General features: G+C 65.9%; 19 protein-coding genes and 2 pseudogenes. 7 read left to right on the top strand and 14 right to left on the bottom strand.

Annotated elements, in window-relative coordinates:
- The first annotated feature begins 204 nt into the window (after positions 1-204).
- Entirely contained in the window at positions 205-1239 is a 1035-nt protein-coding gene (locus RTL41_RS09340; protein ID WP_312163617.1) for an alpha/beta hydrolase, read from the top strand.
- A gap of 4 nt (positions 1240-1243) precedes the next feature.
- Here the strand turns inward: RTL41_RS09340 and RTL41_RS09335 are convergent, their stop codons facing one another.
- Positions 1244-2818 (bottom strand): carboxylesterase family protein, encoded by a 1575-nt coding sequence (locus tag RTL41_RS09335; protein WP_312163615.1) that lies wholly within the window; start codon positions 2816-2818, stop codon positions 1244-1246.
- Positions 2819-2992: 174 nt separating this feature from the next.
- On the opposite strand from RTL41_RS09335, the gene RTL41_RS09330 reads away from it, so the two are divergent.
- Positions 2993-3670 carry a TetR/AcrR family transcriptional regulator gene (locus RTL41_RS09330; protein ID WP_312163613.1) on the top strand — a complete coding sequence of 226 codons (678 nt, stop codon included), beginning with the start codon at positions 2993-2995 and terminating at the stop codon, positions 3668-3670.
- A gap of 26 nt (positions 3671-3696) precedes the next feature.
- Here RTL41_RS09330 and RTL41_RS09325 read toward each other — a convergent pair whose 3' ends face one another.
- The 3 genes from RTL41_RS09325 to RTL41_RS09315 form a co-directional block, all read right to left on the bottom strand.
- Positions 3697-4479: a DeoR/GlpR family DNA-binding transcription regulator gene (locus RTL41_RS09325; protein WP_312163611.1), complete on the bottom strand. Its 783-nt coding sequence runs from the start codon at positions 4477-4479 to the stop codon at positions 3697-3699.
- Positions 4480-4553: 74 nt separating this feature from the next.
- A complete protein-coding gene (locus RTL41_RS09320) occupies positions 4554-5849 on the bottom strand; it encodes a TIM barrel protein (protein WP_312163609.1) in 1296 nt (431 codons plus the stop codon).
- A 13-nt stretch (positions 5850-5862) separates the two neighbouring features.
- Positions 5863-7968, bottom strand: coding sequence for a bifunctional rhamnulose-1-phosphate aldolase/short-chain dehydrogenase (locus tag RTL41_RS09315; RefSeq protein WP_312163608.1), 2106 nt, complete (start codon positions 7966-7968; stop codon positions 5863-5865).
- Between the two features lie 77 nt (positions 7969-8045).
- Here RTL41_RS09315 and RTL41_RS09310 point away from each other — a divergent pair, with 77 nt between their 5' ends.
- From RTL41_RS09310 to RTL41_RS09300, 3 genes are all read left to right on the top strand, one after another.
- Complete coding sequence (locus tag RTL41_RS09310) at positions 8046-9419, top strand: carbohydrate kinase (protein ID WP_312163606.1); 1374 nt, start codon at positions 8046-8048, stop codon at positions 9417-9419.
- An 85-nt stretch (positions 9420-9504) separates the two neighbouring features.
- Positions 9505-10776: an MFS transporter gene (locus RTL41_RS09305; protein ID WP_312163604.1), complete on the top strand. Its 1272-nt coding sequence runs from the start codon at positions 9505-9507 to the stop codon at positions 10774-10776.
- A gap of 57 nt (positions 10777-10833) precedes the next feature.
- Positions 10834-12522, top strand: a complete 1689-nt coding sequence (locus RTL41_RS09300; protein ID WP_312163602.1) for an AMP-binding protein — start codon at positions 10834-10836, stop codon at positions 12520-12522.
- A gap of 9 nt (positions 12523-12531) precedes the next feature.
- Here the strand turns inward: RTL41_RS09300 and RTL41_RS09295 are convergent, their stop codons facing one another.
- Both RTL41_RS09295 and RTL41_RS09290 read right to left on the bottom strand, forming a co-directional pair.
- Positions 12532-13419, bottom strand: a complete 888-nt coding sequence (locus tag RTL41_RS09295; protein WP_312163600.1) for a NosD domain-containing protein — start codon at positions 13417-13419, stop codon at positions 12532-12534.
- A gap of 771 nt (positions 13420-14190) precedes the next feature.
- The gene (locus RTL41_RS09290; protein WP_312163598.1) at positions 14191-15237 is read right to left on the bottom strand and encodes an IS110 family transposase; all 1047 of its coding nucleotides are present in this window, start codon (positions 15235-15237) and stop codon (positions 14191-14193) included.
- Between the two features lie 569 nt (positions 15238-15806).
- On the opposite strand from RTL41_RS09290, the gene RTL41_RS09285 reads away from it, so the two are divergent.
- The gene (locus RTL41_RS09285) at positions 15807-15983 is read left to right on the top strand and encodes a hypothetical protein (protein ID WP_312163596.1); all 177 of its coding nucleotides are present in this window, start codon (positions 15807-15809) and stop codon (positions 15981-15983) included.
- Positions 15984-16018: 35 nt separating this feature from the next.
- Here RTL41_RS09285 and RTL41_RS09280 read toward each other — a convergent pair whose 3' ends face one another.
- Genes RTL41_RS09280 through RTL41_RS09265 form a run of 4 tightly spaced genes read right to left on the bottom strand, consistent with a single transcriptional unit; the run spans position 16019 to position 21781 of the window.
- The gene (locus RTL41_RS09280) at positions 16019-17854 is read right to left on the bottom strand and encodes a hypothetical protein (protein WP_312163594.1); all 1836 of its coding nucleotides are present in this window, start codon (positions 17852-17854) and stop codon (positions 16019-16021) included.
- Positions 17851-18753: a TniB family NTP-binding protein gene (locus RTL41_RS09275; RefSeq protein ID WP_312163592.1), complete on the bottom strand. Its 903-nt coding sequence runs from the start codon at positions 18751-18753 to the stop codon at positions 17851-17853. The genes RTL41_RS09280 and RTL41_RS09275 overlap by 4 nt, the downstream gene beginning before the upstream one ends.
- Positions 18750-20945, bottom strand: a complete 2196-nt coding sequence (locus RTL41_RS09270; protein ID WP_312163590.1) for a DDE-type integrase/transposase/recombinase — start codon at positions 20943-20945, stop codon at positions 18750-18752. The genes RTL41_RS09275 and RTL41_RS09270 overlap by 4 nt, the downstream gene beginning before the upstream one ends.
- Positions 20942-21781, bottom strand: coding sequence for a TnsA endonuclease N-terminal domain-containing protein (locus RTL41_RS09265; RefSeq protein ID WP_312163588.1), 840 nt, complete (start codon positions 21779-21781; stop codon positions 20942-20944). The genes RTL41_RS09270 and RTL41_RS09265 overlap by 4 nt, the downstream gene beginning before the upstream one ends.
- 555 nt (positions 21782-22336) lie before the next feature.
- On the opposite strand from RTL41_RS09265, the gene RTL41_RS09260 reads away from it, so the two are divergent.
- Positions 22337-22600 carry a hypothetical protein gene (locus RTL41_RS09260; RefSeq protein WP_312163586.1) on the top strand — a complete coding sequence of 88 codons (264 nt, stop codon included), beginning with the start codon at positions 22337-22339 and terminating at the stop codon, positions 22598-22600.
- Between the two features lie 471 nt (positions 22601-23071).
- Here the strand turns inward: RTL41_RS09260 and RTL41_RS09255 are convergent, their stop codons facing one another.
- The 4 genes and pseudogenes from RTL41_RS09255 to RTL41_RS20865 all read right to left on the bottom strand — a co-directional run.
- Positions 23072-23653 (bottom strand): hypothetical protein, encoded by a 582-nt coding sequence (locus RTL41_RS09255; protein ID WP_312163584.1) that lies wholly within the window; start codon positions 23651-23653, stop codon positions 23072-23074.
- Positions 23654-23670: 17 nt separating this feature from the next.
- Positions 23671-23961 (bottom strand): restriction endonuclease, encoded by a 291-nt coding sequence (locus RTL41_RS09250; protein WP_312163582.1) that lies wholly within the window; start codon positions 23959-23961, stop codon positions 23671-23673.
- A gap of 47 nt (positions 23962-24008) precedes the next feature.
- Positions 24009-24083, bottom strand: a pseudogene (locus RTL41_RS20870) (hypothetical protein); the annotation flags it as partial.
- A 191-nt stretch (positions 24084-24274) separates the two neighbouring features.
- A pseudogene (locus RTL41_RS20865) lies at positions 24275-24604 on the bottom strand (restriction endonuclease); the annotation flags it as partial.
- Positions 24605-24659: the final 55 nt, after the last annotated feature.

Below are 24659 nucleotides of genomic sequence, written 5' to 3'. Positions count from 1 at the left end.
GTCAGGTCTCGCGAGCGCCGGCCGACCGCCGACTGCGCTCAAATACTACCGATATTGATCATATATGAGCGCGTCAACAATCATTTATGATCATCCTCGTCCTTGAGTCGTCCGCTCCGTGAACTTCGCCTTAGATGATAAAAGCAGTCTTGCCTGCTTGTAAATTGGCGCGCAAGGTCCGATGCAAATCGCGGGGAGGCAGGGATGCGTCGTGGTTCGTTACTGGTCCTGATCGTCGGCGGCTTGAGCGCCGCGGCCCCGGCCGCCGCCGATCCGCTGCGCGCCTATGTGCCGACGACCATCTCGCCCGAGGCGGCCGCGCTCTATGCACGCTACCGGCCCTATGTTCTCTCGGGCGGGCAGCCGACCGCCCGCACGAAGGCGCAGATCGAGGCCAACTATCTGGCCGGGGAGCGGGCCGCCCTCGCCGCCAACGCCGCCCTGGCGTCGCTGGGCCTGAGGACGGCGGAGCGCGAGATCGCCGGGGTGAAGGTGCTGGAGGTGACGCCGCGCGACTATCGCGACGACGGCACGCTGCTGATCTACGTCCATGGCGGCGGCTTCATCTATGGCAGCGCCAGGTCGAGCCTGCGGGGCGCGGGGACCATGGCCGAGACGACCGGCCGGCGGGTGATCTCGATCGACTATACCTTGGCGCCCAAGGGCGATTGGCGGCTCGCCACCGACGAGGTCGTCGGGGTCTACAGGGCGCTGCTGGGCGAAGGCGTGAAGCCGGACCGGATCGGCATGTTCGGCGACTCGGCCGGGGGGAACCTGGTGGCGGCCTCGACCCTGAAGCTGCGCGACCAGGGCCTGCCGCTGCCGGCCGGGCTGCTGCTGGTCTCGCCGGCGACCGACCTGACGCGGGCCGGCGACACCCACGTCACCCTGCTTGAGGCGGACCCCGTCCTGCCGCCGGGCGGCATCCAGCCCGGCTTCGACTTCTACGCGCCGCCGGCCGAGCAGAAGAATCCCTACGTCTCGCCGGTCTATGGCGACTTCACCAAAGGCTATCCGCCGACCCTGATCCAGGGCGGCACCAAGGAGGTGCTGCTCAGCGACATGGTGCGGCTGCACCGGGCGATCCGCGCCGCCGGGGGCGAGTCCCGCCTGGAGCTCTATGAAGGCATGCCCCACGCCTTCCCGGGGATGATGGTGATGGCCGGCGCGCCCGAAGGCCGCCAGGCCATGGCCGAGGCCGCCGACTTCTGGCGCGCGCGCTTCGACCCGCCACGCTAGCCGGTCAGCGGCCGAACAGCCGCTCCAGCTCGGTCTTGAGCCGCAGCAGGAAGATCAGCGGGGCCATCCGTCCCTCGTGCCAGTCCAACTCGCGCTTGCGCAGGGCCTGCCGGCTGGCGGCGCCGGAGGGGCCGAACAGCATGGTGCGGTCGTCGCGGGCCGAATAGGCCGGCCAGGGGGCGGCGCCCTCGATATTCGGAGAGCCGGTCCGGGCGAAGGCCACCCAGCGGGCGTGCATCTCACGCGCCAGATGCTGGTCGCCGATGGAGGGCGGCGGCGGGTCGGCCGGCTGGCGGCCGAGGGTCTCGAACACGTAGTAGATCTCGGCGCCGTGGCCGGCCCGTACGCGGCGGGCGCGGTCGGCTTCGTCCACATGGTCGAAGTAGTAGACGTAGGCGGGCGCCTTCCGCGACCAGCGCCTGGCGACCCAGCGGGCCGGCGCGGCGACCAGGCCGTCGTTGAGGCTGTAGCGGATCGCCAGTTCGTCCTCGGCGGCGCCCAGGCCGTAGAGCCGCCGCAGCTTGCGCAGATCCTGGGGCTTGGTCGCGGCCCTGGCCCGCTCCAGGCCGCCGCCATAGTCGAGCAGCGAATCCTCGCCGCTGTTGGAACCGATCATCAGTGGCACGGCCGCGTGGCGGCCGGCGTCGATGGCGATGGTCTGGGGCTCGGGCAGCAAGGTGCGGTCGGGATAGGGCTGGCTGTCGGCGGCGGCCGCCGCCACCGCCCGCGCCGGCAGCGCACGCAGTTGGTCGGCGCTCGCCCCGGCCGGAGCGCCGGCGGCCCGCGCCGTCGCCTCGCCGGAAGCTTCGGCCGCCGCGGCCTTGCCCGGCGGCGGATACCAGCCGCCGCCCGACTGCACGATCGCCTTGTGGAACAGGCCCCGGGCGGAGGGCGTCACCGCCAGGGTCAGCACGCTGATCCCGCCCGAGGATTCGCCGAAGATGGTCACGTTGCCCGGATCGCCGCCGAAGGCCGCGATGTTGCGCTTCACCCATTGCAGGGCGGCGATCTGGTCCATCAGCGCGTAGGCCCCCTTGGGCCCCGGCTCCCCGCTCAGCGCATGATGCGCGAAGCCGCCCAGGTGGCCCAGGCGGTAGTTGACCGTAACCAGCACCACGCCGTCGCGGGCGAAGGCCGAGCCGTCGTAGTAGGGCAGGGAGCCAGCTCCCATGCGGCCCGAGCCGCCGTGCAGCCAGACCATCACCGGGGCGGCCGCCTTGGCCGCCGGCGCCCAGACGTTCAGGGTCAGGCAATCCTCGCTGGTCGGCTCGGGCGCGCCGCCGCGGCGGACCAGGTCGGCCTCGCCCTGGGGGCCGCGTTGCGGGCAGGCGGGGCCAAAGCGCGTAGCCTCGCGCACGCCCTGCCAGGCCGCGGGCGGCGCCGGCGGGCGCCAGCGCAGCGGGCCTTGCGGCGGGGCGGCGTAGGGCAGGCCGCGGAAGACCTCGATCCCGCCGACGCGCTCGCCGTCAGCCATGCCGGTGTCCAACTGGACCCTCGGGGTTGCGGCGTGAGCCTGCGACGCCAGGATCAGCGCGCCGGCGCTGGCTGCGATGATCAGGCCTCTGCGCGCATGCGCCATGTTCGTTCCCCCTTTTTTTGGACCGCTGCGGTTCGCCGCCTGCGCGGCCACGCCTGTGGATATTTACAAGCAGGATATCCCGTATGTATATGGCTATTGTCCGGGGCTGCGCTGACACGGGCGGCGGAGCGGGCTACACCATTGGCGGGCGTAGGAACTCAAGGGATCGACCAGTTGGCAGGAGAGGCGGCGCCGCCGGGACGGAAGAAGCGGCCCTCGCGCGCCGGGGCCGCCGGGCGGCGCACCCAGGCCGAACGCAGCGCCGAGACCCAGCGCCGGCTGATCGACGCCGCCGTCACGGTGCTGCACCGGGTCGGCTACGGCGCGACCACCAGCGGGCTGATCGCCGAGGAAGCCGGCGTCAGCCGTGGCGCCATGCTCCACCAGTACCCGACGAAGGTCGATCTGATGCTGGCGGTGGTCAGCGACGTCTATGCGCGTGAAACCTCCGAATATCAGCGGCGCGGGCGGCAGGCCGACTCCCCGCGCGAGCGTTTCTACAAGTTCCCCGAGATGATGTGGGACGTGCTGACCCGCCCCTCGGCCATGGCCGTGCTCGAGATCATGATGGGCTCGCGGTCCGACGCCGAGCTGGCCGCGCGCCTGGCGCCGCTGCAGAGGCAGATCGAGGCGACCTCCAAGCAGACGGTGGAGCAGATTCTGCGCGAAGGGGATCTCCCCGACATTCCCGAGTTCAACGCCATGCGCCGGTTGTTCGTGGCGGCGGTGCGGGGGTTGTCGATCGACCTGATGCTGGTCAAGGACCGCGCCGAACTGGAGCAGTCGATCATCCTGCTGCAGCGCTTCCTGCGCGGGCTCTACGAGGGCGTCTTGCCGCCCGCCAAGACCTGAGCTTCGGCTCCGTCCGCCTCGTTTTGTCAGGCGACGACGATGCGGACGCCGGCGGCTTCGCACATCCTGCGCTGGTCGGCGGTGACGCCGGCGTCGGTGACGATGACGTCGATCTCGTCCAGGCCGCAGACCACATGGCCGGCCGAGGCCGCGAACTTGCTGGAATCGACCAGCAGCACCAGTTCGTCGGCGCGGCTGAGCAGGCGGCGCTCGGCCTGCACCAGCAGGATGTCGCTCTGCATGATGCCGTGGCGGCCGACCGCCTCGGCGCCCAGGAACATCTTGCTGGCGTGGTAGCGGCTGACGCCGTCGTCCTCGAAGGCGCTGAGGATGATGTTCTGCTCACGGAACAGCGAGCCGCCGGGGATCGAGATCCGCGTATTGGACTGCGGCAGCAGGGCGCTGACGATATGCAGCGAGTTGGTCAGCACCTGCAGTTCCAGCGGCTCCAGGTGGGCGCACATCTGCAGGGTGGTGGAGCCGCCGTCGATGATCACCGCCTCGCCGGGATGGCAGAGCTCGGCCGCGGCCCGGCCAATGGCTTCCTTCTGGGCCGTGTTGCGGCCGATGTTCTCATGGAAGGGCACGCCGCGCAGATGGGGGCGTTCGGGGGCGGCGGCCTCCGCCGGGCCGGCCAGCCGCGCGCCGCCGCGGACCCGCTCGATGCGGCCTTCCGTGGCCAGCCGCTCGAGATCGCGGCGGATGGTGGCGGGAGAGGCGTCGACCTTCTGGTCCAGCTCCTGGAAGCCGATGAACCCGCGAGCCTGCAACAGGTCGAGAATGAGCCGCTCGCGCTCGGTGGCGTGCATGTTTCCCCCGGATGGTTCCGGCGCCAATCTCCGCCGCTTCCGGGCCCGGCGCAATCAGGATTGATCAGGAAACGTCAGACGATACCCGCGCCCAGGCCGACCGCACGGCGCTGTTGCGCCTTCTGCTCGCGCCAGCGCACCCGGCGATAGAGGCTGATCGGATCGGCGGCGCCGCCGGCCTCGATGCGGGCCATGGCCAGCACCGGGGTCAGGTCGGTGCGATAGGCCTGGCGCAGGGCCTGGAAGCCCATCATCACGTCGTCGGAACCCTGCGCCTCGTGCAGCGCCTTGCGATCGACCAGCACGGCCTTGGCGTAGGCGTGGGCGATGCTCTCGGCCGAGGACAGCATGCTCTCGATAGGGTCGGTTACGTTGTGCGACTGGTCGATCATGTAGGCGGGGGTGAAGCCCTCGCGCGGGTTCAGCTCGGCCTCGACCAGCTCGTTGAACACCAGGAACAACTGGTGCGGGTTGATCGCGCCGGAGTCCAGGTCGTCGTCGCCGTACTTGGAGTCGTTGAAGTGGAAGCCGCCCAGCTTTCCGAAGCGGTGCAGGCGCGCGACAATCTGCTCGATGTTCACGTTCGGCGCGTGGTGGCCAAGGTCGATCAGGCACTGGGCCTGCGGGCCCAGGGTCTGGGCCGCCAGGATGCTGGAGCCCCAGTCGGAGATGATGGTCGAATAGAAGGCCGGCTCGAACAGCTTGTGCTCCAGCAGCATCCGCCAGTCGGCGGGCAGGGTGGCGTAGATCTCGGCGGCGCTTTCCAGATAGCGGTCGAGCGCGCGGCCCAGGTCCTGCTGGCCCGGGAAGTTCGAGCCGTCGCCGACCCAGACGGTCAGCGCCCGGGAGCCCAGCTTCCGGCCGATCTCGATGCACTCGACGTTGTGGGCCACGGCCTGGGCGCGGACCGCCGGGTCCTGGGCGCCGAGGCTGCCGTTGCGATAGGAGTGCGTCTGCCCCGGCTGGTCCTGGAAGGTGTTGGAGTTCACCGCGTCGAAGCCGAGGCCGAGGCTCGCGGCCTCCTCGCGCAGGGCGGCGTAGTCGGAGACCTTGTCCCACGGGAAGTGCGGCGAGACGCGGGGCGTCACCTGGCTGAGCTGCTGCACCACGGCGCAGTCCTCGAGCTTCTCGTGGATGTCGGTGGGCTCGCCCGCCAGCGGGAACTTGGCGAAGCGGGTGCCGCCCCGGCCGCTCCCCCAGGTGGGCAGGGCGACGGAGAAGCCCGCCACCTTGCGCTTGAGCGCGCCGATGTCGACGCCGCGACGGCCGAGCGCGCGGCCCAGGCTGTCGTACTCGTCCTGCAGGGCCTCCATGCGCGAGGCGTTGTGGTCCTCGATCTGGTCGGCGGAGATCGGCAGGCTGGTGGTCACGGTGGTCTCCGCCCTAGCGCGTGAACGCCTGGGCGTTGCCCGCGTCCACATTGATGATGTTGCCGGTCGACTTGGCCGACGCTTCGCCGGCGAAGAAGCAGACCGCCTCGGCGATGTCATCGGGCAGCACGCTGCGCTTCAGCATCGAGCGCTTGCGGTAGAACTCTTCCAGCTCGTCGCCCGGATCGATCCCATAGGCGCTGGCGCGCTCCTGGCGCCAGTCGCCGTCCCAGATGCGCGAGCCGCGGATCACGGCGTCGGGATTGACCACATTGACCCGGATGCCGTGCTCGGCGCCTTCCAGCGCCAGGCAGCGGGCCAGGTGCAGGGAGGCGGCCTTGGCCGAGGCGTAGGCCGAGGCGTTGGGCGTCGCCGCCAGGGCGTTCTTCGAGCCGATGAACACGATCGAGCCGCCGCCCTGAGCCTTCATCAGCGGGAAGGCCGCGCGGCTGGTCAGGAAGTAGCCCTCGGCCAGCACGTCGTAGTTCTTGCGCCAGAGGGCGACGCTGGTCTCCTCAAGCGGCGCGGAGGAGGCCAGGCCGGCGTTGGCGACGACGATGTCGAGGCCGCCGAACTCGCGCGCCGCGCCGGCGAAGGCGGCGGCGACCTGGTCCTCGTCGGTGACGTCGCAGGCCTGGGCCCGGACCAGGTCGGCGCCGAAGCGCCCGGCCAGGTGCACGCGGCGTTCCTCCAGCGCCTCGCCGCTGATGTCGGTCAGGAAGACGCAGGCGCCGTCGCTCAGCAGGCGAACGGCCACCGCCGCGCCGATCGCGCCCGCCGCCCCGGTGACCAGCGCCACCTTGCCGACCAGCGGCTTGGGCTTGGGCATGCGCTGCAGCTTGGCCTCTTCCAGCGCCCAGTACTCGATGGCGAAGGCCTCGCCTTCAGGCAGGCCGACATAGCCGCCGATCACCTCGGCGCCGCGCATGACGTTGATGGCGTTGGCGTAGAACTCTCCGGCGATGCGGGCGGTCGGCTTGTCGGCGGCGAAGGTGAAGCGGCCGACGCCGGGCAGCAGCACCACGACCGGGTTGGCGTCGCGCATCTTGGGATCCGCCGGGCCGGCGTTACGGCCGTAGTAGGCGGCGTAGCCGGCGCGATACTCGGCCAGGGCCGCGGCGAGATAGGCCTCCTCGCCCAGTCGCTGCGGATCGAGCACCAGCGGGGCGATCTTGGTGCGCAGGAAGTGGTCGGGGCAGGAGGTGCCGATCGCGGCCAGCCGCGCGAAGTCGCGCGATCCGACGAATTCGAGGGTCTCGGCGTCGTCGCTGAAATGGCCGACCTTGGCGCGCTCGCCGGTCATCAGGCCGCGCAGCCGCGGCATCAGCTCGGCGGCCAGCCCGGCGCGGGCTTCCGGCGCCAGCGGCGCCGTGACCTGGCCGCCGAAGGCCGGGGCCTTGGCGAGGCGGGCGTTCAGATATTCTGCCGCCAGGGCGATCAGCTCGATGGTGTTCTCGTAGCAGGCCTTGGCCGTGTCGGCCCAGCAGATGATCCCGTGGCCGGCCAGCATCACGCCGCGCAGGCCCGGATTGGCCTGGACGTAGTCGCGCAGGGTCAGGCCAAGGTCGAAGCCCGGACGCCGCCAAGGCAACCAGCCGACCTTGCCGCCGAAGACCTCCTGCGTGGCCGCCTCGCCGCCGGCCGCGGCCGCCAGGGCGATGATCGCGTCGGGGTGCACGTGGTCGACATGGTCGAACGGCAGGTAGGCGTGCAGCGGCGTGTCGATCGAGGCCGCGCGCGGGTTCAGGGCGAAGGTGCAATGCGGCAGGTAGCCGACCATCTCGTCCTCGAACTCGCGGCCGCGATAGATCCGCTCCAGGCCCAGCAGGCGGTCGAGATAGAGGGTGGAGAAGCCGTCGAGCCGCATGGAGCCGATGTCGCCGCCCGAGCCCTTCACCCACAGGACGCGAACCTCGTCGCCCGTCAGGGGATCGACGCCGGTCAGCTTGGCCGAGGTGTTGCCGCCGCCGAAGTTGGTGACGGTAAGGTCCGAGCCCAGCAGATTGGAGCGGTACAGCAGCAGGTCTTCGGGCGACAACGATGCGGCGGCCGTGTCGGACCAGCGGGAGGCCGGGATCTGGAAGGGCAGGGCAGACGGGGGGGCGGCGAGGCTCGACATGATCGCAGGCTAACCTTCCCTCTAGCGGTAATCAATCATCTTCGATAAAAAGCAGTCAAAACTGATCGGGAGGCGGCGTGGAAGACGGCTGCACGGTGGTGCTGGACATCGGGAAGACCAACGCCAAGCTCACGCTTTGGGACCGGTCCGGGCGCTGCCTGGCGCGGCATGTGCGCGAAAACGAGGCGGTCGAAGGGCCGGGCTACCGGGCGCTGGACGCCGCCGGGATCGAGGCGTGGATGGCGCCGATCCTGGCCGGCTTCGCGCGGCTGGGCCGTGTGCGCGCCATCGTGCCGGTCGGGCATGGCGCCGCCGCGGCGCTGATCGCGGACGGGCGCCTGTTTGCGCCGCCAATGGACTACGAGGACCCCGGCGGGGAGGGCGAGCGCGAGGCCTATCTGCGTCGCCGGGACGCCTTCGAGCACACGGGCTCGCCGGCCCTGCCGGTGGGCCTGAACCTCGGCCTGCAGCTTCATCGCCTGGAGGCCCTGACCGGACCCTGGCCGGACGACCTCGCCATCCTGCCCTGGCCGCAATACTGGGCCTGGCGCTTCTGCGGGGTGATGGCCAGCGAGGTCACCAGCCTCGGCTGCCACAGCGATCTCTGGCGCCCCTACGAAGGCCGGCCGAGCGCGCTCGCCGACGCGGCCGGCTGGGCCGGGCGGCTGGGGCCGTTGCGGCGCGCGGGGGAGATGCTGGGTCTCCTGGCGGCCGAGTGGACCGAGCTTGGCCTGCCGGCCGACTGCCAGGTGCTCTGCGGACTGCACGACAGCAACGCGGCGCTGCTGGCGGCGCGCGGCCATGCCGAGATCGCGGCGGAGGACGCCACGGTGCTGTCGACCGGCACCTGGTTCGTGGCCTTGCGCTCGGGCGTGCATGAGCCTGTCGTCCTCGATGAGGCGCGCGATTGCCTGGTCAATGTAGACGCATCTGGCCGCCCGGCGCTCTCGGCGCGGTTCATGGGCGGGCGCGAGGCCGAGGCGATCAGCCGGGCCTGGGAGCTTGGCGGAAAGCCGGCGTCCGTCGAGGCGGCGCTGGCGGTGGTCGCCGCCGGTTCGCTCATCCTGCCGAGCTTCGCGCCCGGCGTGGGGCCGTTCCCGGACCAGGCCGGGCGCTGGATCGACCCGCCGCCCGACCGGCGAGGCCGCCGCGCGGCCCTGGAGCTCTATCTCGCCCTGGTCGCCGACGCGGCGCTGGGCCTGATCGGCTCACGCGGGCGGCTGCTGGTCGAGGGGCGGTTCGCCGAGGCCGAGGTGTTCGTGCGGGCGCTGGCCGGCCTGCGGCCGGAGCAGCGCGTCTATGTCTCGAACGCGCACGACGACGTGCCCTATGGCGCGCTGCGCCTGATCGATCCGGACCTGCCGCCGGCGTCGCCCTTGACGCCGGTGAAGCCCCTGCCGGTCGCCCTGGGCGACTATGCGCGGCGCTGGCGCGCGGCTCTGCGCGGGTGATTGAAGTTAATCATTTGCGTTCATCAGCGATCACGGGCAGTCTGACCGAAAGGCGTTCTTCAAGCGCCGTCCGGGGAGGTTCTGCATGGCTTTCGACACTCGCGCCGTGTCCGGCGAGGTCTCCGCGCCGAGCGTTTCGCTGCGCCATCCGCTGGCCATCGCCATCGCCTGCTTCACGATCTGGGGCCTGGCCTATGGCCTGCTCGACGTCCTCAACAAGCACTTCCAGGACACGCTGCATGTCGGCAAGGCGCAGTCGACATGGCTGCAGATGGCCTATTTCGGCGCCTACCTGCTGCTCAGCGTCCCGGCCGGCGTCCTCCTGCAGAAGCGCGGCTACAAGGCCGGCATCGTCAGCGGCCTGCTGATCACCGCCGTCGGGGCGCTGCTGTTCATTCCCTCGGCCCAGGCGGGCAGCTTCACCTTCTTCGTCGGCTCGATGTTCGTGCTGGCCGCAGGCCTCTGCGTCCTGGAAACCGCCGCCGACACCTATGTCAGCGTGCTGGGGCCGGCCGAGCACGCGCCGCGCCGGCTGAACCTGGCGCAGTCGTTCAACGCGCTGGGCGTCTTCTGCGGCCCGCTGATCGGCGGCTTCCTGTTCTTCGCCGAAGCCAAGGAGGGCGTCAGCGGGCAAGGCGCGGTGCAGGTGACCTATCTGGTCATCGCCGTCGCCGTGCTGGTCTTCGCCGCGGTGGTCTGGCGCGCGCGGCTGCCGGAAACGGGCGACCGCGAACTGACCGGCTTTGGCCATGACGAGGTCGAGACGCCGGGCGGGGCGCAAAGCCTCTGGTCCCACCGCCACTTCGTGCTGGGGGTGGTCACCCAGGCGCTCTACATCGGCGCGCAGGTCGGCATCGGCGCCTTCTTCATCAACCTGGTCACCGAGACCTGGCCGGGCCTGTCGTCGCGAGACGGGGCGTTCATGCTCTCGATCGCCACGGCCGGATATCTGGGCGGGCGCTTCGCCACCACCGCTATGCTGCTGAAGGTCAGTCCGCGGGCCATCCTGACGGCCTATGGCCTGATCAACCTGGCGCTCTGCCTGGTCGTGGCGGCGGGGATCGAGAAGGTCTCGGCCGTGGCCCTGATCGCGACCTTCCTGTTCATGGGCGCGATGTTCGCGACGATCTTCACCCTGGGGATCGCCGACCTGGGCGGTTCGACCAAGCGCGGCGCCTCGATGATGGTCATGGCGATCGGCGGCGGCGTGCTGCTGCCCTACCCGATGGGCCTGATCGCCGAGGCCTACGGCGTGCCCGCGGCCTTCCTGTTGCCGGCCGTCAGCTTCGCGGCGGTGGCCCTCTACGGCTGGGTCGGGTCGGCGGTCCGGCCGGCCAACCGGACTTGCGCAGAGTGAAAGAGGGTGCGCTCACTTGGGCGGAGGGTCATCAGGGTGCGTGACGGGAAGATCGAGATGAGCGCTCTCAGCTATGTCCACGGCGCCGACGCCAGGCCCCTGCTGGGCCAGACGATCGGCGCGGCGTTCGATGCGACCTGCGCGGCGCATCCGCATGTCCCCGCCCTGATCTCGCGCCATCAGAAGATCCGCTGGACCTATGCGGAGATGAAGCAGCGCGTCGACGCCCTGGCCGCAGGCTTCCTGGCGCTGGGCCTGGAGCCCGGCGACCGGGTCGGCATCTGGGCGCCCAACTGCGCCGAATGGGCGCTGACCCAGTTCGCCACCGCCAAGGCGGGCCTGATCCTGGTCAACGTCAACCCCGCCTACAGGGTCTCCGAGGCCGAGTACGCGCTGAACAAGGTGGGCTGCAAGGCGCTGGTCACGGCGGTCGCCCACAAGACCAGCGAGTACCTGCACATGCTGCGCGAGCTGGCGCCGGAGCTGTCGGCCAGCCGGCCGGGCGACCTGCAGGCCGCGCGCCTGCCGTCGCTGCGCTGGATCATCACCCTGGGGGACCAGGACCATGCCGGCTGCCTGGCCTTCCACCAGGCCTGCGACGCCGGGACGGCGGCCGACCGCGCCCGGCTGGCCCAGATCGAGCCGACCCTGCAGTTCGACGACCCGATCAACATCCAGTTCACCAGCGGCACCACCGGCTTCCCCAAGGGCGCGACCCTCAGCCACCACAACATCCTCAACAACGGCTTCTTCGTCGCCGAGGCGATCGGCCTGCAGGCGGGCGAGCGGCTGTGCATACCGGTGCCGCTCTACCACTGCTTCGGCATGGTCATGGGCAACCTGGGCTGCGTCACCCACGCTGCGACCATGGTCTACCCCTCCGACGGCTTCGACCCGCTGGCGGTGCTCGAGGCGGTCGAGGCCGAGGCGTGCGCCGCGCTCTACGGCGTGCCGACCATGTTCATCGCCATCCTGGGACACGAGCGGTTCGGCCGCTTCGACCTCGGTTCCCTGCGCACCGGGATCATGGCCGGCTCGCCATGCCCGATCGAGGTGATGCGCCAGGTGATCGACCAGATGCACATGCCCGAGGTGACCATCGCCTACGGCATGACCGAAACCTCGCCGGTCAGCTTCCAGTCCGGCGCCGACGACAACCTGGAGGTCCGCGTCTCCACCGTCGGCCGCGTCCATCCGCATGTGGAGGTCAAGGTGGTCGACGCCGAGGGCCGCATCGTCCCGCGCGGCGAAACCGGCGAACTCTGCACGCGCGGCTATTCGGTGATGCTGGGCTACTGGGCCGACGAGGCGCGGACCGCGGAGGCGATCGACCAGAGCGGCTGGATGCACACCGGCGACCTGGCGACCATCGACGCCGACGGCTGCGCCAACATCGTCGGCCGGATCAAGGACATGGTCATCCGCGGCGGCGAGAACGTCTATCCGCGCGAGATCGAGGAATATCTCTACCGCCACCCGGCGATCCAGGACGTGCAGGTGATCGGCGTGCCGGATGACCGGTACGGCGAGGAGCTCTGCGCCTGGATCGTGCTGAAGCCCGGCGAGAGCCTGACCTCCGAGGCGGTCCGAGAGTTCTGCAAGGGGCAGATCGCCCACTACAAGATCCCGCGGCACATCCGTTTCGTGGAGAGCTTCCCGACGACGGTCACCGGCAAGGTGCAGAAGTTCGCCATGCGCGAGGCGATGATCGCCGAGCTGAGCCTGGCGCCGCAGAAGACCGCGTAGCGGCCCCGCTTAGTTCCCCGACGCGCCGTCCTTGCAGCGCGGTCCGCCCGTCGAGGGCATGTCGGGCACGGTGTTGCCGCACACCATGGTGTCGCCCTGGGCCCGGATCACCGCCTTCTTGGTCGAGCCGGGCGCGCGCCGGACGACGTTCAGGCGGATGGAGCAGGAGACGCAGGTCCCCAGGGTGATCGGGTGATAGCCGTCGGTGCGCAGGGTGTTGGACTCGATCCGGATCTTCTCCAGCGGGGCGTCGCCGGTCTTGTCCATCTGGGTGATGCCCTGGGTTTCCCCTTCCACCTGGTTGTGGGCGATCAGCGCATCGACCACGCCGTTGCGCATCTGCACCGCATCGTTGTGGTAGCCGTCCTGCCAGGCGCCCTTGGTCGCGATGCAGTCCTTTCGGCTCAGGCCATAGCTGATCTTGCCGCCGACGTCGCACTCGGTCGGCTTGCCGATCTGGTCGGCGAACCGGTTGCGGACGATGGTCAGCCCCCGGGTGTCGGACGCGATGACGCCGTCCTCGCCGTAGCGCACGAAGCGGCTGTCGGCGATCGTCACGCCCCTGGCCCCATCCACCACCATGCCCTTCTTCGCGTCGGTGACGACCACGCCGGTGATCGTGACGTCGCTCGCATTGCGGATCAGCACGCCATATCCGTCACCGGCCCTGGCGTGCGCGCCCTTGGGCGCCGAGAGGGTCCCGCCGTTCCAGGCGAGGTTCCCGCCGGTGATGGTCAGCCCGCGGACGCTCGCGCCCTCGGCGTTCACCGTCACCAGCTTGGGATAGGTCCGCGTGACGGCGATCGCCCCGCAGTCGCCCCGAAGGGTGATCGTCTCGCCGCCCTGAGCGGAGGCGAGCGCGGTCACGATCGTCGCGCATGTCGCTGCGATGCTCATGGCGGGCTCTCCTCGTTGGACCGATCGCGAACAATTATCGTGTCGAGGCAACTTAACGCTGACGGCGTAGCTCATTGAATTGGCTGAAAAGCCGAAAATCGACAAATTAGGGATTCCAACTTAACGCTGGCCCTAAGAGGGGTGTCGACAACTTAAGACTGACCCTGAGCGAGAACGCACTGCTCGCGCCCGGGCAGATCTCGGACGCGAGGGCCGCAATCGCGCGCAAGTCGTGCCCCTCACCCTTGGCCACGCTCATCCATGAAGGCAATCTTGGCCCATGACCGTCGCCGAACTCATCGAAGCTCTTGGAATGGTGGATCCGTCCCTAGAGATTGTTATGCCCTCCAGGACCCGAGCCGGCTTTGCACAGCCCGCACGGGTGTTCCTGGACACGATTGCTCGCTCCCCTGACGGGAGCTGGCAGCTATGCGATTACACCGACGACGGCTGCACTATGGTTGCGCGCTTGTTCGAGAGCTCCGACTTCGATGACCGCCGTCAAAGGCCCAAACTGGTAATGAATTGAGCTCCGTTCTGCACGGCCCTCGCCGCCTAGCTCCCACCACGCTTGTCGCGTTTTGGTATTCTAACGCACGTCATCCGACGGGATGCTAGGCGCATGCCGTGAACAAGGGTGCCGTTTAGCTCACCTTCTGCACTTTCCTCGAACTTCGACCGGACTTTGTGTCCCATGCTGGTATCAGGATTGTGCTTGGATGGGCTCACTAGCGGTCGTTCACGCGCATGTAGCGAGGGTGGTTTTGGGTCTCAAGACGGGGTCGGCAATGCGTCGGCTGACTCATATTCCCACCGAAAGTCGGTGTCATCGATCCACATCCGATGAAGGACGATGGCCAGTTTCCGAGCTACGGCCACCATCGCTTTCTTGAATCGCATTCGCTGAAGCAGCGCTTTCGCCCATCGACTTAGTGGGGACTCGCGCCGGCCCGGCCGTGAAAGATTGCATGCGGCGAGGTAGAGGAGTTTTCGAATCACGGGGTCCCCAGCATGGGTTATGCGCCCTTGGCTTGTTTTCTCGCCGGATTGATAGGTCTTGGGCGTTAGCCCGAAGTGAGCGCCGACGGCTCTGGAGTTGGGGAAGCGTCGTGGCTCGTCCACCGCCGCTCGGAACGCGAGTGCGCAAAGGTTTCCGATCCCAGGCGCAGTGACGAGTCGTCGGCAAACTGGGTCGCTCATGGCAAATTGATCTACTTGGTGGTCATAGGCTTCGCATTCGGCGACGAGCACGCTCCGTACTCGTAGCAGCGGTCCGACCGATCGCGCTGCCGCTGGATATTTGGCCACAATCGCAGCCACTCTTTCCACGAATGTCCTTGTTGCATATCGCGGTATCTTGAGCCCCAGCCCCAGAAGTATCGCGCGGATGACCGAGTCCAAGCTTCGCCGTTTGGCGACGAGCATATCGCGAGCGACAAGCAGCGCTCGTATCTCTTGGCTCTCGTGACTTCGCATGTGGGCCAGCTTGTAGGAGCCTATCCGCATGAGTTCCGCGATGCCGAGCGCGTCATTCCGATCCGTCTTGTTGTGTCGAGCGGCCAGAACCGTGTGTGCATGGCGAGGGTCGATACAAATGATCGGAAGTCCGGCTTTCGTCAGGCCTTCGTTGAGCCAAGAGGCCATGTCGCCGGCCTCCATGCCAATCCGCCGATAGCGGCGGCGCTTACCTCGAAGTGCCTCTACTAGCGCCCGAGGGGTGGTCTCGACCGTGAGCTCTTCAATCACCTGCCCATCAGTGTCGACTACGCAAATGCTGGTCGTGTTCTTCGAGACATCCAGGCCAACAAAGTAGGGCATTTCCGTCCTCCCATATTCGGCCTCCCAGCCTGGCGCGAGTATACTCGCGGCCCGAGCGGAGGAGCAGTGGCTTGGGTCCGCCGCTGGCTGAAAGGTCAACTCGGAAGGGCACGATCCTTCAAGACTGGCGGGTACGTGTTCTGAGCCACGCGAGGACGTTCGCGTGCGAGTCGCACGTCATTGAATCAGGAAGCGGAGAAGTACGGAGGACGCGGGGGAACACCCCGCGGAAAGGCGTGGCGGCGGGGGCGACAACCCCAAAAACTCTGATCTTTTTAGAGCGACAGCGCCACTCACTCCCAGCCGCAGTGCATCTCCGCTATCGGGCGTTATCGGAACTGCGCTCCGAGCTCAAGGTTGGGGATCACACCCCCTACCAACTTTGTCGTTCCGTTTGGCGGGGCCTCAAGTTGAAGACCGGAGTTCGGCCCGAACGGTCGCCCACGAAGGCATGCTGATCTTGCGCTCGGTTCCGGACTTTGTAGGCGAAAGAGCCAAGGCTAGGGCGACCAGTACCCTTCCGTCGTTGTTGCGGGCGCGGTAGGAATCCTCATCCATAGGGAGCCGCAATGGACCAGAGCGACCTCGCGGCCTTGCACCGCCTCAATCGCCTTCACCTGGCTCAGAATTTTGCGCTGGCCAACGGTCGCGTGCGGGCCGCTTGGCTATCTGCTGTCAGCCTCGTCGCGGGCGCTGGCGGGCTCGGATTCGTCATGCTCCTCCTGCAGCAGTGGGCGGGCGGGTAGAGGAGCAGGCTCCGTGTGGAACGGACCAGCGCACCCTAACTGGGACGGCCAAAGGGAAAATGCGCCGCAAAATGGGCCTCTACTGCAGCCCGTGACCAGAAGGGCCCGACTATTCGCTCGATTCCATGCCTTTTGGTGAGGCCCTCGCGATACTCCGGCGAAACGCGCCAACGCCAGCTGATCTCGCGAGAGCTTATAACCTCACCTCCCAGGGCGATGACTTCCACTGCTTGGAGCGATGAAAGCACTCCCTCTGCGAGGAGCCATGAGAGATCTCGTGGGAAGCAGTTCAGATAGTCCTCGGCATCGACCCGCGTCATGGTCTCGTCTAACGAGTTAGGCGGTGAAGTGGTTGAGACGTCCAGCAGCTCAGAGCGCTGCCCAGCGAGAATTTCGTCCGCTAGGGCTCGGGAGATTTGCAGCTTCCTTATCTGCAGGTACTCCGAACCCTCATGATCATAGTAGAGTTTGATCTGTCCCATGTCTGCCGCGCGCAGGATCGGAGCCCAGGGCTTTTCTTGAGCGCCGATGCCGTGGAAGACGTCTTCCAGCGCTAAAGCCGGGACGTCGCAAACCTGACTTTGGCTGACCGCCTGGAGCCTGCGCACCAGGCGAACTACGCTGCTGCGACAAAGCTGAACTGATGCGTGCAGCTCTGTGACCATCGGGTCTCGATTGCGATCCAGAAGCCCCAGATTGACGAGCTGGCTGACTCCGCGAGAAGGCATCTTGAAGGTCCGGGAGAACTCCTGGATCGACATTCGCCCGTCCAGGCGGCGAGCCGCGTGACAAATCTCCCCGGGATCTAGCCACTGGAATATGCGTGCAGTCCCGCGCCTTCCATGTGCGTTGATTAGGCCGCAATCTATCAGCCGGCGGAGATCGCGATTTTCGATACGAAGCTTGCTCGCTGCTCCACGAAGGGTGAGCTGGCCGCGCAGCTCTCGTTCCCTGCGAAGCCGGGAGGGGCCATGCCGGTTCGGCTGCCAGTCCGAATAGAGGCGGTCAAAGAGTGGGCCCACATCCAGCCCCATGTGAAGGGTCGCGATCCGGAAGAAGTCGGGTAGCCGCGCATTCTTTTGAGATGTCAGCTCCTCAAAGGAGGCGGGATAGTTCAGGAGGATCTTGAGGCCCGCCGCCATGTGGGCGGCCTTCTCCACGGGCGACAGCTTGGCGAATTTCGTACCATGGAAGGCGCTGGCGCAAGTGCGCGCGAGCGCGAGCGCGAGCGCGAAGACTTGAAAAGTTGAACTCGTGGAGAGGGCCGCAGGCAGGCCTGCAGGGCGAAGTCGCTTTTCAGCATCGCGATCGATCAGGGCCGCCAGCGCCGATAGGGTTTGATGCTGGGTTTCAGGGATCTGCGAAGTAGCCGCAGCACGAAGGTCGAAACCGCATCGCTCACACAGCTCGATCCTGAGCGTGCTCCACCCCAGCGTCTTCTGGCATCCCGGACAGCGTTCAATCAGAATGTCCCAACTTTGGGCGCAGAACGGCAGCTTCGAGGTCCAGGCAGCGCGATGATAGGCCGCGACCTTCAGGCCGCTTGGTGACACCCGTCTTGCAGCAAGGCTGATTTGCTTGCGGTAGAGGTGAAGCTCAGGATCATCCCGCGCAACCAAGGCCCCCAGCTGTTGGGTCGTGAGGCGGAGGCGCCATGCAAGCGGTCCAGCGTCTTCAATCGCGGCGTCCATGCCATGGTTTCTCAGGTCAAGCAGGCCGACGCCTTTGAAGAATTGCTCCCGACTGCTGTTGACATGGTTCCAGGTCGCGAGCCTGGAGACGAACCCGAAGAAGCTCTCATCGGGAAAAGGGGTGAGGGCAAACAGGATGCGCGGTTCACGGTGGCCGGCTTCGGTCGATGCCCCAGTCACAACGCCGGCTCCCTGAGGAATGGGTTGGTCTTGGTTAGGCCGTTGGGGATCGCCCACCGATCGACTGCGATTGCTAGGTCGTACTTCTCAATGCGGGAAGCGCCCCTCCGCAGAGCAATCTCAAGCGCCACCTCGACAAGACGCGAAACTCGCCCGATGACCCCGTCGGAGATGGCATGCAAGCAGGCCAGCACCCAGGGTTCGTTCAAGCCGCTGGGTTCGTCGACAATGTCTCGATCCACTAGCGCCTGATCCAGCAGCGTGGCGTAGCCGGCGATGAGAGCTCGATCCGACGAAGACTTCAGGTCGAGGGGGTGGAAGTCGCTCGGCGCGATCAGTCGCCCGCCTAGCTGGATATTGCGAGTGAAGAGGTCGAGGGCGTCCTCCGTTCCCAAAAACACGGTTGGAACAACACCGTCATCCAACAGCCGTTTGAGGCTGTCAGTGACGTCGCTCCGCTCGGAGTTGCGATAATTGAGGTGTTGGATCTCGTCGATGAACAGCAGGTCAGTCTGAAATCGCTCGAAGCAGGCTTTCACACGCTGCTTAAGCTCCTGCTCGGTTCCGCGGGTGGAAAACGGGTCGCCGAAGTAGTCCAAGATCGAAATCATCAGGCGCTTTGATGTCGATGCTCGTTCCAACGCGACGTAGACGATGGGCACCCGTTCCTGGGTACGCGGTGTCTTCGCGTGGAACTGGTGTATGAAGGCTCGCGCGGCAGCTGTTTTCCCCGAGCCGGATGGCGCGAGAGCCCGCATGCCCTTCTGAGGCTGTCCCCGTGTGACCTGGCCTAGTTTCACCAGGTAGTCGCACCGTTCGTGGAATTCGGTGTGCGGCGGGTATGGGATAAAGATTTCCTGAAAACGCGCGATCTTGGTGGGAATGAGATCTCGTTTCACAGGTCGATCTCCTTCCAGGTGGAAAGGTCTACGGCGAAGTCCGCAATGTCCCCAGTCTCAGGCTGCAGGTGGATGTGGTTTCGGGCCGCCTTTGCGCGCCTAGCCTTGACTGGCCCTTGCTTCTTCTTTCGCGCTGGTCGTGTCGGCCGCTGGCCGCCATCACTGCGCGTGGGAGCAGCCAAGTCGTACTCGGTAACTGGCGCCATCCCGTCGTGGCGGGAAAGGGCGTAGGCGAGGCCGACTTCACCCTCGTTGCGGCCCTGGATTTTGGGTGAATGCAGTAGTCGGGCCAGGGCCCGGCGTTCCTTGGCCCTGAGCGTGGGGGCGGACTCCTCAATCTTCCTTACGATCGTCGCCCGGAGACGGAGCCGGTCGTCTTCGGTGCTGAATTCTTCGCCCCGCTGAAGCGCCAGTTCCTGCAGTCTGCGATGGTGCCAGAGCGACACCCCCTGTGCGTACTGCTCGTCGGTGCATGGCAGTGTGACGTACCGGTTGGTGCGTCGGTTCCAGACGTGGATTTCCGCCAAGGACGCCGGGTTGTATTTGACCTTCACCTTTGCCGTCGCAGAACCCTTCCGGTGCTCGCGCACGGGTTCGAATTCTATGAGGTCTTCTAGGAGCTCAGCGACCCCGGCCTCGTCGTGGAAGACTAGGCCGAACAGCTCCACGCCAGACCGGGTGACTCGGCACTCTTTGAGCGCGCCCAACATCTTGTCGAGCTGGGCGTCGTCCCCAATTACACTGATGGTATGGCGCTTGGCGCTGTCCATCCACAGCTGGGCTGGCGCAATTCCCCGCCCGCGTTGGGGAGTGATATGGTAGAGAGCCAACGCATCCCAGAGGAATTCCTCAAGTTCTGAGAGCGTAAGCACCGCATCTTTCGTCGGGTCGTAGTCGAACTCGCGTAAGGCGTCGGGTTTGAATACTGCGCCGGGAAGCTTGTGAAATAGCAGGCTATTGAGTGTTCCAAAGAACCGCTCGACCGCCGCTTTGTAAGTGGGGGATCGCACCGGAGCCAAGCGCAGCGAGATCCCGAGGTCAGCCAGGCCGTCGTGCAGCGAAGTCCCGGAGAAATCCATGCCGTTGTCGACAATGATCTCATCGAAGCGTCCGAATATGTAGCAGAGGTCTGGAAATCTCGCAGTTGACTGCGAGACGTGATCTTTGGGCCGATTAGCGCGTTTGATACACTCGATCACTGAATAGAGGGAAGGTGGTTCGAAGGTGACAACAAAGCCAACAATGCAATTGCTGTAGACATCCAGGATTACAGTGAGCCACGGGCGCCCCAGCGGGAGCAACTCCTGGCCATCAAAAACGACCGTATTGTCGATAAGGGTGTGGTCCATCTCCCCGATTTGCAGGATGCGGATCGCCCTGACGCCCTGGCCGGCCGGCTTGAAGCGGAGGTGCGCCGCCCTGGGGCCGAACTTCTCCGAATAAGTTTCGAGGCACTCTGTCCGCCGAATCTCTTTGCGAAGGGTCTCGCTGGAGGGCCGTGACAAAGGCACGAAGGAGGGATCATTCGCGTGCGCGAGATTGATGGCTTCGAGATTCGCAAACAGCCGCGCGTAGGCGTCCTTGATCGGCCGCTTGAGGCCAGACCAGTACCAAAGCGCCGCGCGCCGCACCTCGGCTTTGACCAGGGGCGGCAAGCGCTGTCGTCGCTTTACCCGACCTGACATCGAGATCATTTGAGACAGCGGGCGTTCCCCGGGCGTGCCACGCTGTTCCATCCAGCGTCTCACGGTCCGCGGTGAAGGTTTGCGAGGGAATGCCGCGACTTCGTCCGGATGTTTCGCCCAAAGTTCTGCGATGGCAGTTCGATAGGCCCGATCGCTGCTTGCTATTGGTCTGAGATCGTCCAGACCCCGCACGACAAAAGCTCTTAGCTGCGCCAGCGGGTCGAGCCTTGCAGCTTCGATTGGGCCGAATTCCTGGAGCGCCGCCTTTCGTCGGACAGGCGATCCGTGTGGATCCGGAGCGCCTTTCAGTTCGCCATTCGCGAATGCACTCAGCGCCCATTCCATGTCCGGAAGGCTGAGCCGCCCGTCATCGTCCTCGATCTGAAACGGGCCGCCGGTCGTTTCGTCCAGAAAGTGCAGGAGCTTGTCGCCAAGGTGGTTTGCGAACCGCAGTGGCTTCCCACAATGAAGCCACCGACTGCCGACATTGAAGAAAGAGGGATTCATCGAGTGGCCCTCCTTTTGGCGGGCCGACCGTTCACCAGCGTCACAAGACTCATTGCTGAGAGCGGTGCACGTAGGTCCAAAGTTATCAGGCGGCGAACCATCATGGCCTGCGCAATCGCAAATCCACCTGGGCCTCGTCCGAGTACTTCGCTGAGCCGGCCCAGTGTTGTCTCACCGCCTTCGCCCTCGATGAACTCGACCGTCCGGTAGGCGTCGGCCTCGTCGATGCGAACGAAGCGGCGCGACTGGATTAGATCGACATTTGCGAAGACGGGGCGCGGTTCGAAGAGGTGGTTGCGGGTGACCGCCCTGAAGCGCCAGCCCAGCTTGTTGCACGTGCTCTCAACCGCCTTGAGTTTCTCGGCGTACTTTGGGTCGCGCAGGTACTTGGAAGAGGCCTTCGCCTCAAGCACCTCAATTGTCCCGTCATCCATGAGGCGGGTGCAATCAGCGATATAGGTGCGCTTGACGCCGTCGATGACAAACTCGAACCGGAACGGCTGGGAACGATAGTCGATCACGCTCGTATCGACTTCGCAGTGCTTCAGGAGCGCTAGCTCGTTCATGCCCTCGTAGGGCATTGCGCAGCCAGCCTTTCGGCTTGTGTAGAAGCCGGTGACCATGATGCGGCGGCCCGTGAGCACGCTGCGGATTGGGCTGCCGTCAGGCGTGAGAACGACTGTCGCGGCGGTGAGGAATGTACCGCTCTCGCTGTGCTTCGCGGGCTTGGCGAGCGGGCTGAGGATGGCGTCCAGAAGGCTAGGAGCGGGCGAGCGCCGCTCGTCGATGGGAGCTGGTCTGGAGCGCTGCGAGTGGTTGGTCGTATGGGTGTTCATGAAACCTCTCCTGTTGTTGAAGAGGCGGAGCGCAGGCGTGTTTCATCGATCGCCTTCTCAGGCGTTTGTTGACATCTTCACCATGCGGGGAGAGAGTTCCGATCGCCTATCAACGCGTCTCGGATTCGCTCCGTGACCGGGCTCCTGGGAAGGTTGGCGCCTTCCCAGGTCCAGCCGCTCCGCCAAAAGGCGGTGAATGCTAGGCTAGCCTCATATTTCCCCTCCTCTTGCCCAGGCACGGCTTCGCCATGCCCGCTGACCTGATGGTCTCGCCGGTGCGCGGCAGAGATAATGCGAGGTTAATCAGGTTCACAATTTGAGTCTAAGCAAGTGTATTTGTCGGGTGGCGGCGAATTGATCGCTCGAAAACGCGCCCATAATTGGTTGAGCGTATGTGTCCACCCGAATGTGGTCTCAAGACCACGCCGAAAGTATAATAACGTGTGCAGCCAATATATTCGAGCGCGGGGGCGTGAGCGGCCGTCTCCGCTCCACTGATGCGATTCACGCTTTCTAAGGGACGTGGCGCGACTCTGCTCGTCTGAGGAGAGCTACATGTACAAGTCGATTGCGTCCGCCGATGGCTGGTTCTTTATGCACCCCAATGTTGTGGCGGGATCACGGCCCGTCACGTACGCCTTGGCCATGTGGGCGTTGCCCGAGGAGGGGGAGCCGGTCGGCCTCGTAGTGCTCAATAGCAAGACGGGGCCGGCGAAAATTGCCACAGTGCCGCCTGTAGCCGGTCGCTATCTGCATCGGGATGAACTGACGCCGGACCAGCTTGGCGAGCTTCTCGGGTCACTGCGCAGCTGCGAATAGCAGCCAGGCAAAACTCGCTTCGTACTCGCGTATTTTTTCGGCCGCGGAGGCTCGTAACCGCAGTTCGGAACGTTCGCTCTCGGCCTCTCGCGCTGGATATGACGACGGCATTGGGCTCGTAGGGTCCATCCCGATGTCCGCTTCCGGGCACCAAGCTTGCTGTAGCTCAAAATGACCGGGACGGGCTCATTGTCGACGTTGGGAGCGTCCGCTTGCGGGCAGGCTGATTTAGATCGGGAGGCCGGCCGACACTCGATGGCCGGAGCTGACTCAAGGACGACGTTGAGAAGGTCCGCATGCAGACCCGGTAGACTTTAGGTCCGCTGTGGGTACCCGCATCCCTCTGTAAGGGAAGGATTATTTCGTTCCGAATTCTCGCGTGTAAGGGCTTGTGTAAGTTTTGGCCCGCGCCGCTAGCTCTGCATACACCCGGGATGCCGAGTCGGACAAAGAACTGATTTCCCTAAGAAATCACTCCGCAGTCTCGGGCGGTTCAAACGCAATCCGGTCCAACACCGTCTCTAGGAAGGGCTCGACGTTCAGGACGGCTTCCCAGGTCTTCTTGCCCCTCGTCCCCTCAAGTTCGATTTGGCCGTCGAGGTGCCACACCCGCTCAAACTTGTCGTCCCCCAGGTCGCGATCCGCGTGGTCATAGACCGGGCGGAAGTCGGTCGCGTGGATGATCTTGTTGCAAGCCTCCCGCAGCCGGAAGTCGCCGTCCCCGTCGAGCGTGCCGATGAAGTTGTCACCATCCGTCTTCTCAACGTGGGCCGCATACTCATCGGGAGCCTCCGCACTCATGAGATCGTCGAAGGTGCGGACGAAGACGGCGATATCGAGCAGGAGCTGCGAGAGCCGTTGTTCGGCCAGCTCGTGATGAAGCTTGAACATCGAGGACGGTTCGAGCGGATCGTCGGCCTCCGCCATCTCGTACTCGCCCGCCAGTGCGACGCTGGCGGAAACGATGTTGAAGACGTCGAAGCACTTCACCCGAACCGCCTCGCGGTCGAGGTAGTGCGGTTTGACATCCGCGTGGTGATACGGATTGTCCATTAGGGCGAACCTGTCACTTAGACGATGAGCCGGGCCGGATCGGGTTGGAGCGTGCCCTCAAAGAGCGTCTCTTCGAGGTCTTTGGCCTCAATCCATAAAGCGCTTTCGAGCCGATAGTAGGCTTGGCAGAGCGAGACGACCTTGGCGCCGTCACACAGCCGGACAGGGGCCGAGAGTTTCGCGAAGCCTTGGTAGAGCGTCTTCGTAAAGCCCGAGGTAGATAGCAGGACGCCGGCCGTCGCCTGCTGCGACCCCGTGACGTGCACGAGCTTCTTGAGGTGCTTGGGCCCGGGCTCTGGTCGGTCCAATGCTTCACCTCGACCAGGTAAACCGCCTTCGTCCCGTCCTTAAGCATGCTGAGTTTGAGATCGAACCCTCCATCCTTGCCCGAGCGGGTGAGCTTGGTATCGAAGCCCAGGCCTTCGAACACCTCTCGGAGAACGCGTTCAAGGTCCCGCCACTCCAGCTTTGCGAGTTGCTCGGGATCTCGGCGATGAGCTTCGCGAGCGCCTTCATGGCGCCGCGAATGATGATCTCGGCGGACTTGTCGGGCTGCGCTTGCGGCGCGTGCTTTTGGAGCCAGTTGCGCAGATCGCCAGGTGACAACAGATCGATGAGACCGACGCCGCTATCGGCGGCAAGGCGAAGCGCGCCCGACGTGAAGCCGGAGCGCGACACGATCATCGCGCGGTCGATGGGTGTCTGTTCGCGGAAGGCCAGGAGCTGGCGGACGGACGCCTCGCCGGCCGGACCACGCGAGTATTTGACCTCGACGCTGATGCGATGCGGCGCGCCGTCGACCTTGGTCTCAAGGAACATATCGACGCCGCGATCACTTTCGACGAAACCGCTATCGGCGACCGGGTGACCGCACGCGCGGAAGACCTCGGCGACGAGCTTTTCAGCGTCGGCCGGGTACAACTTCTCGTCCCGCTCAAAGCGGTCGAGCATCTCGGATGCGCGCTTCCAGTCGGCCACTGGTCCCTCCCTTCCCAAGAGGCTGGCA

It is taken from the genome of Phenylobacterium sp. (assembly GCF_031984885.1).
GTDB lineage: Bacteria > Pseudomonadota > Alphaproteobacteria > Caulobacterales > Caulobacteraceae > Phenylobacterium.
This window is presented reverse-complemented; position numbering and strand designations above follow the sequence as displayed.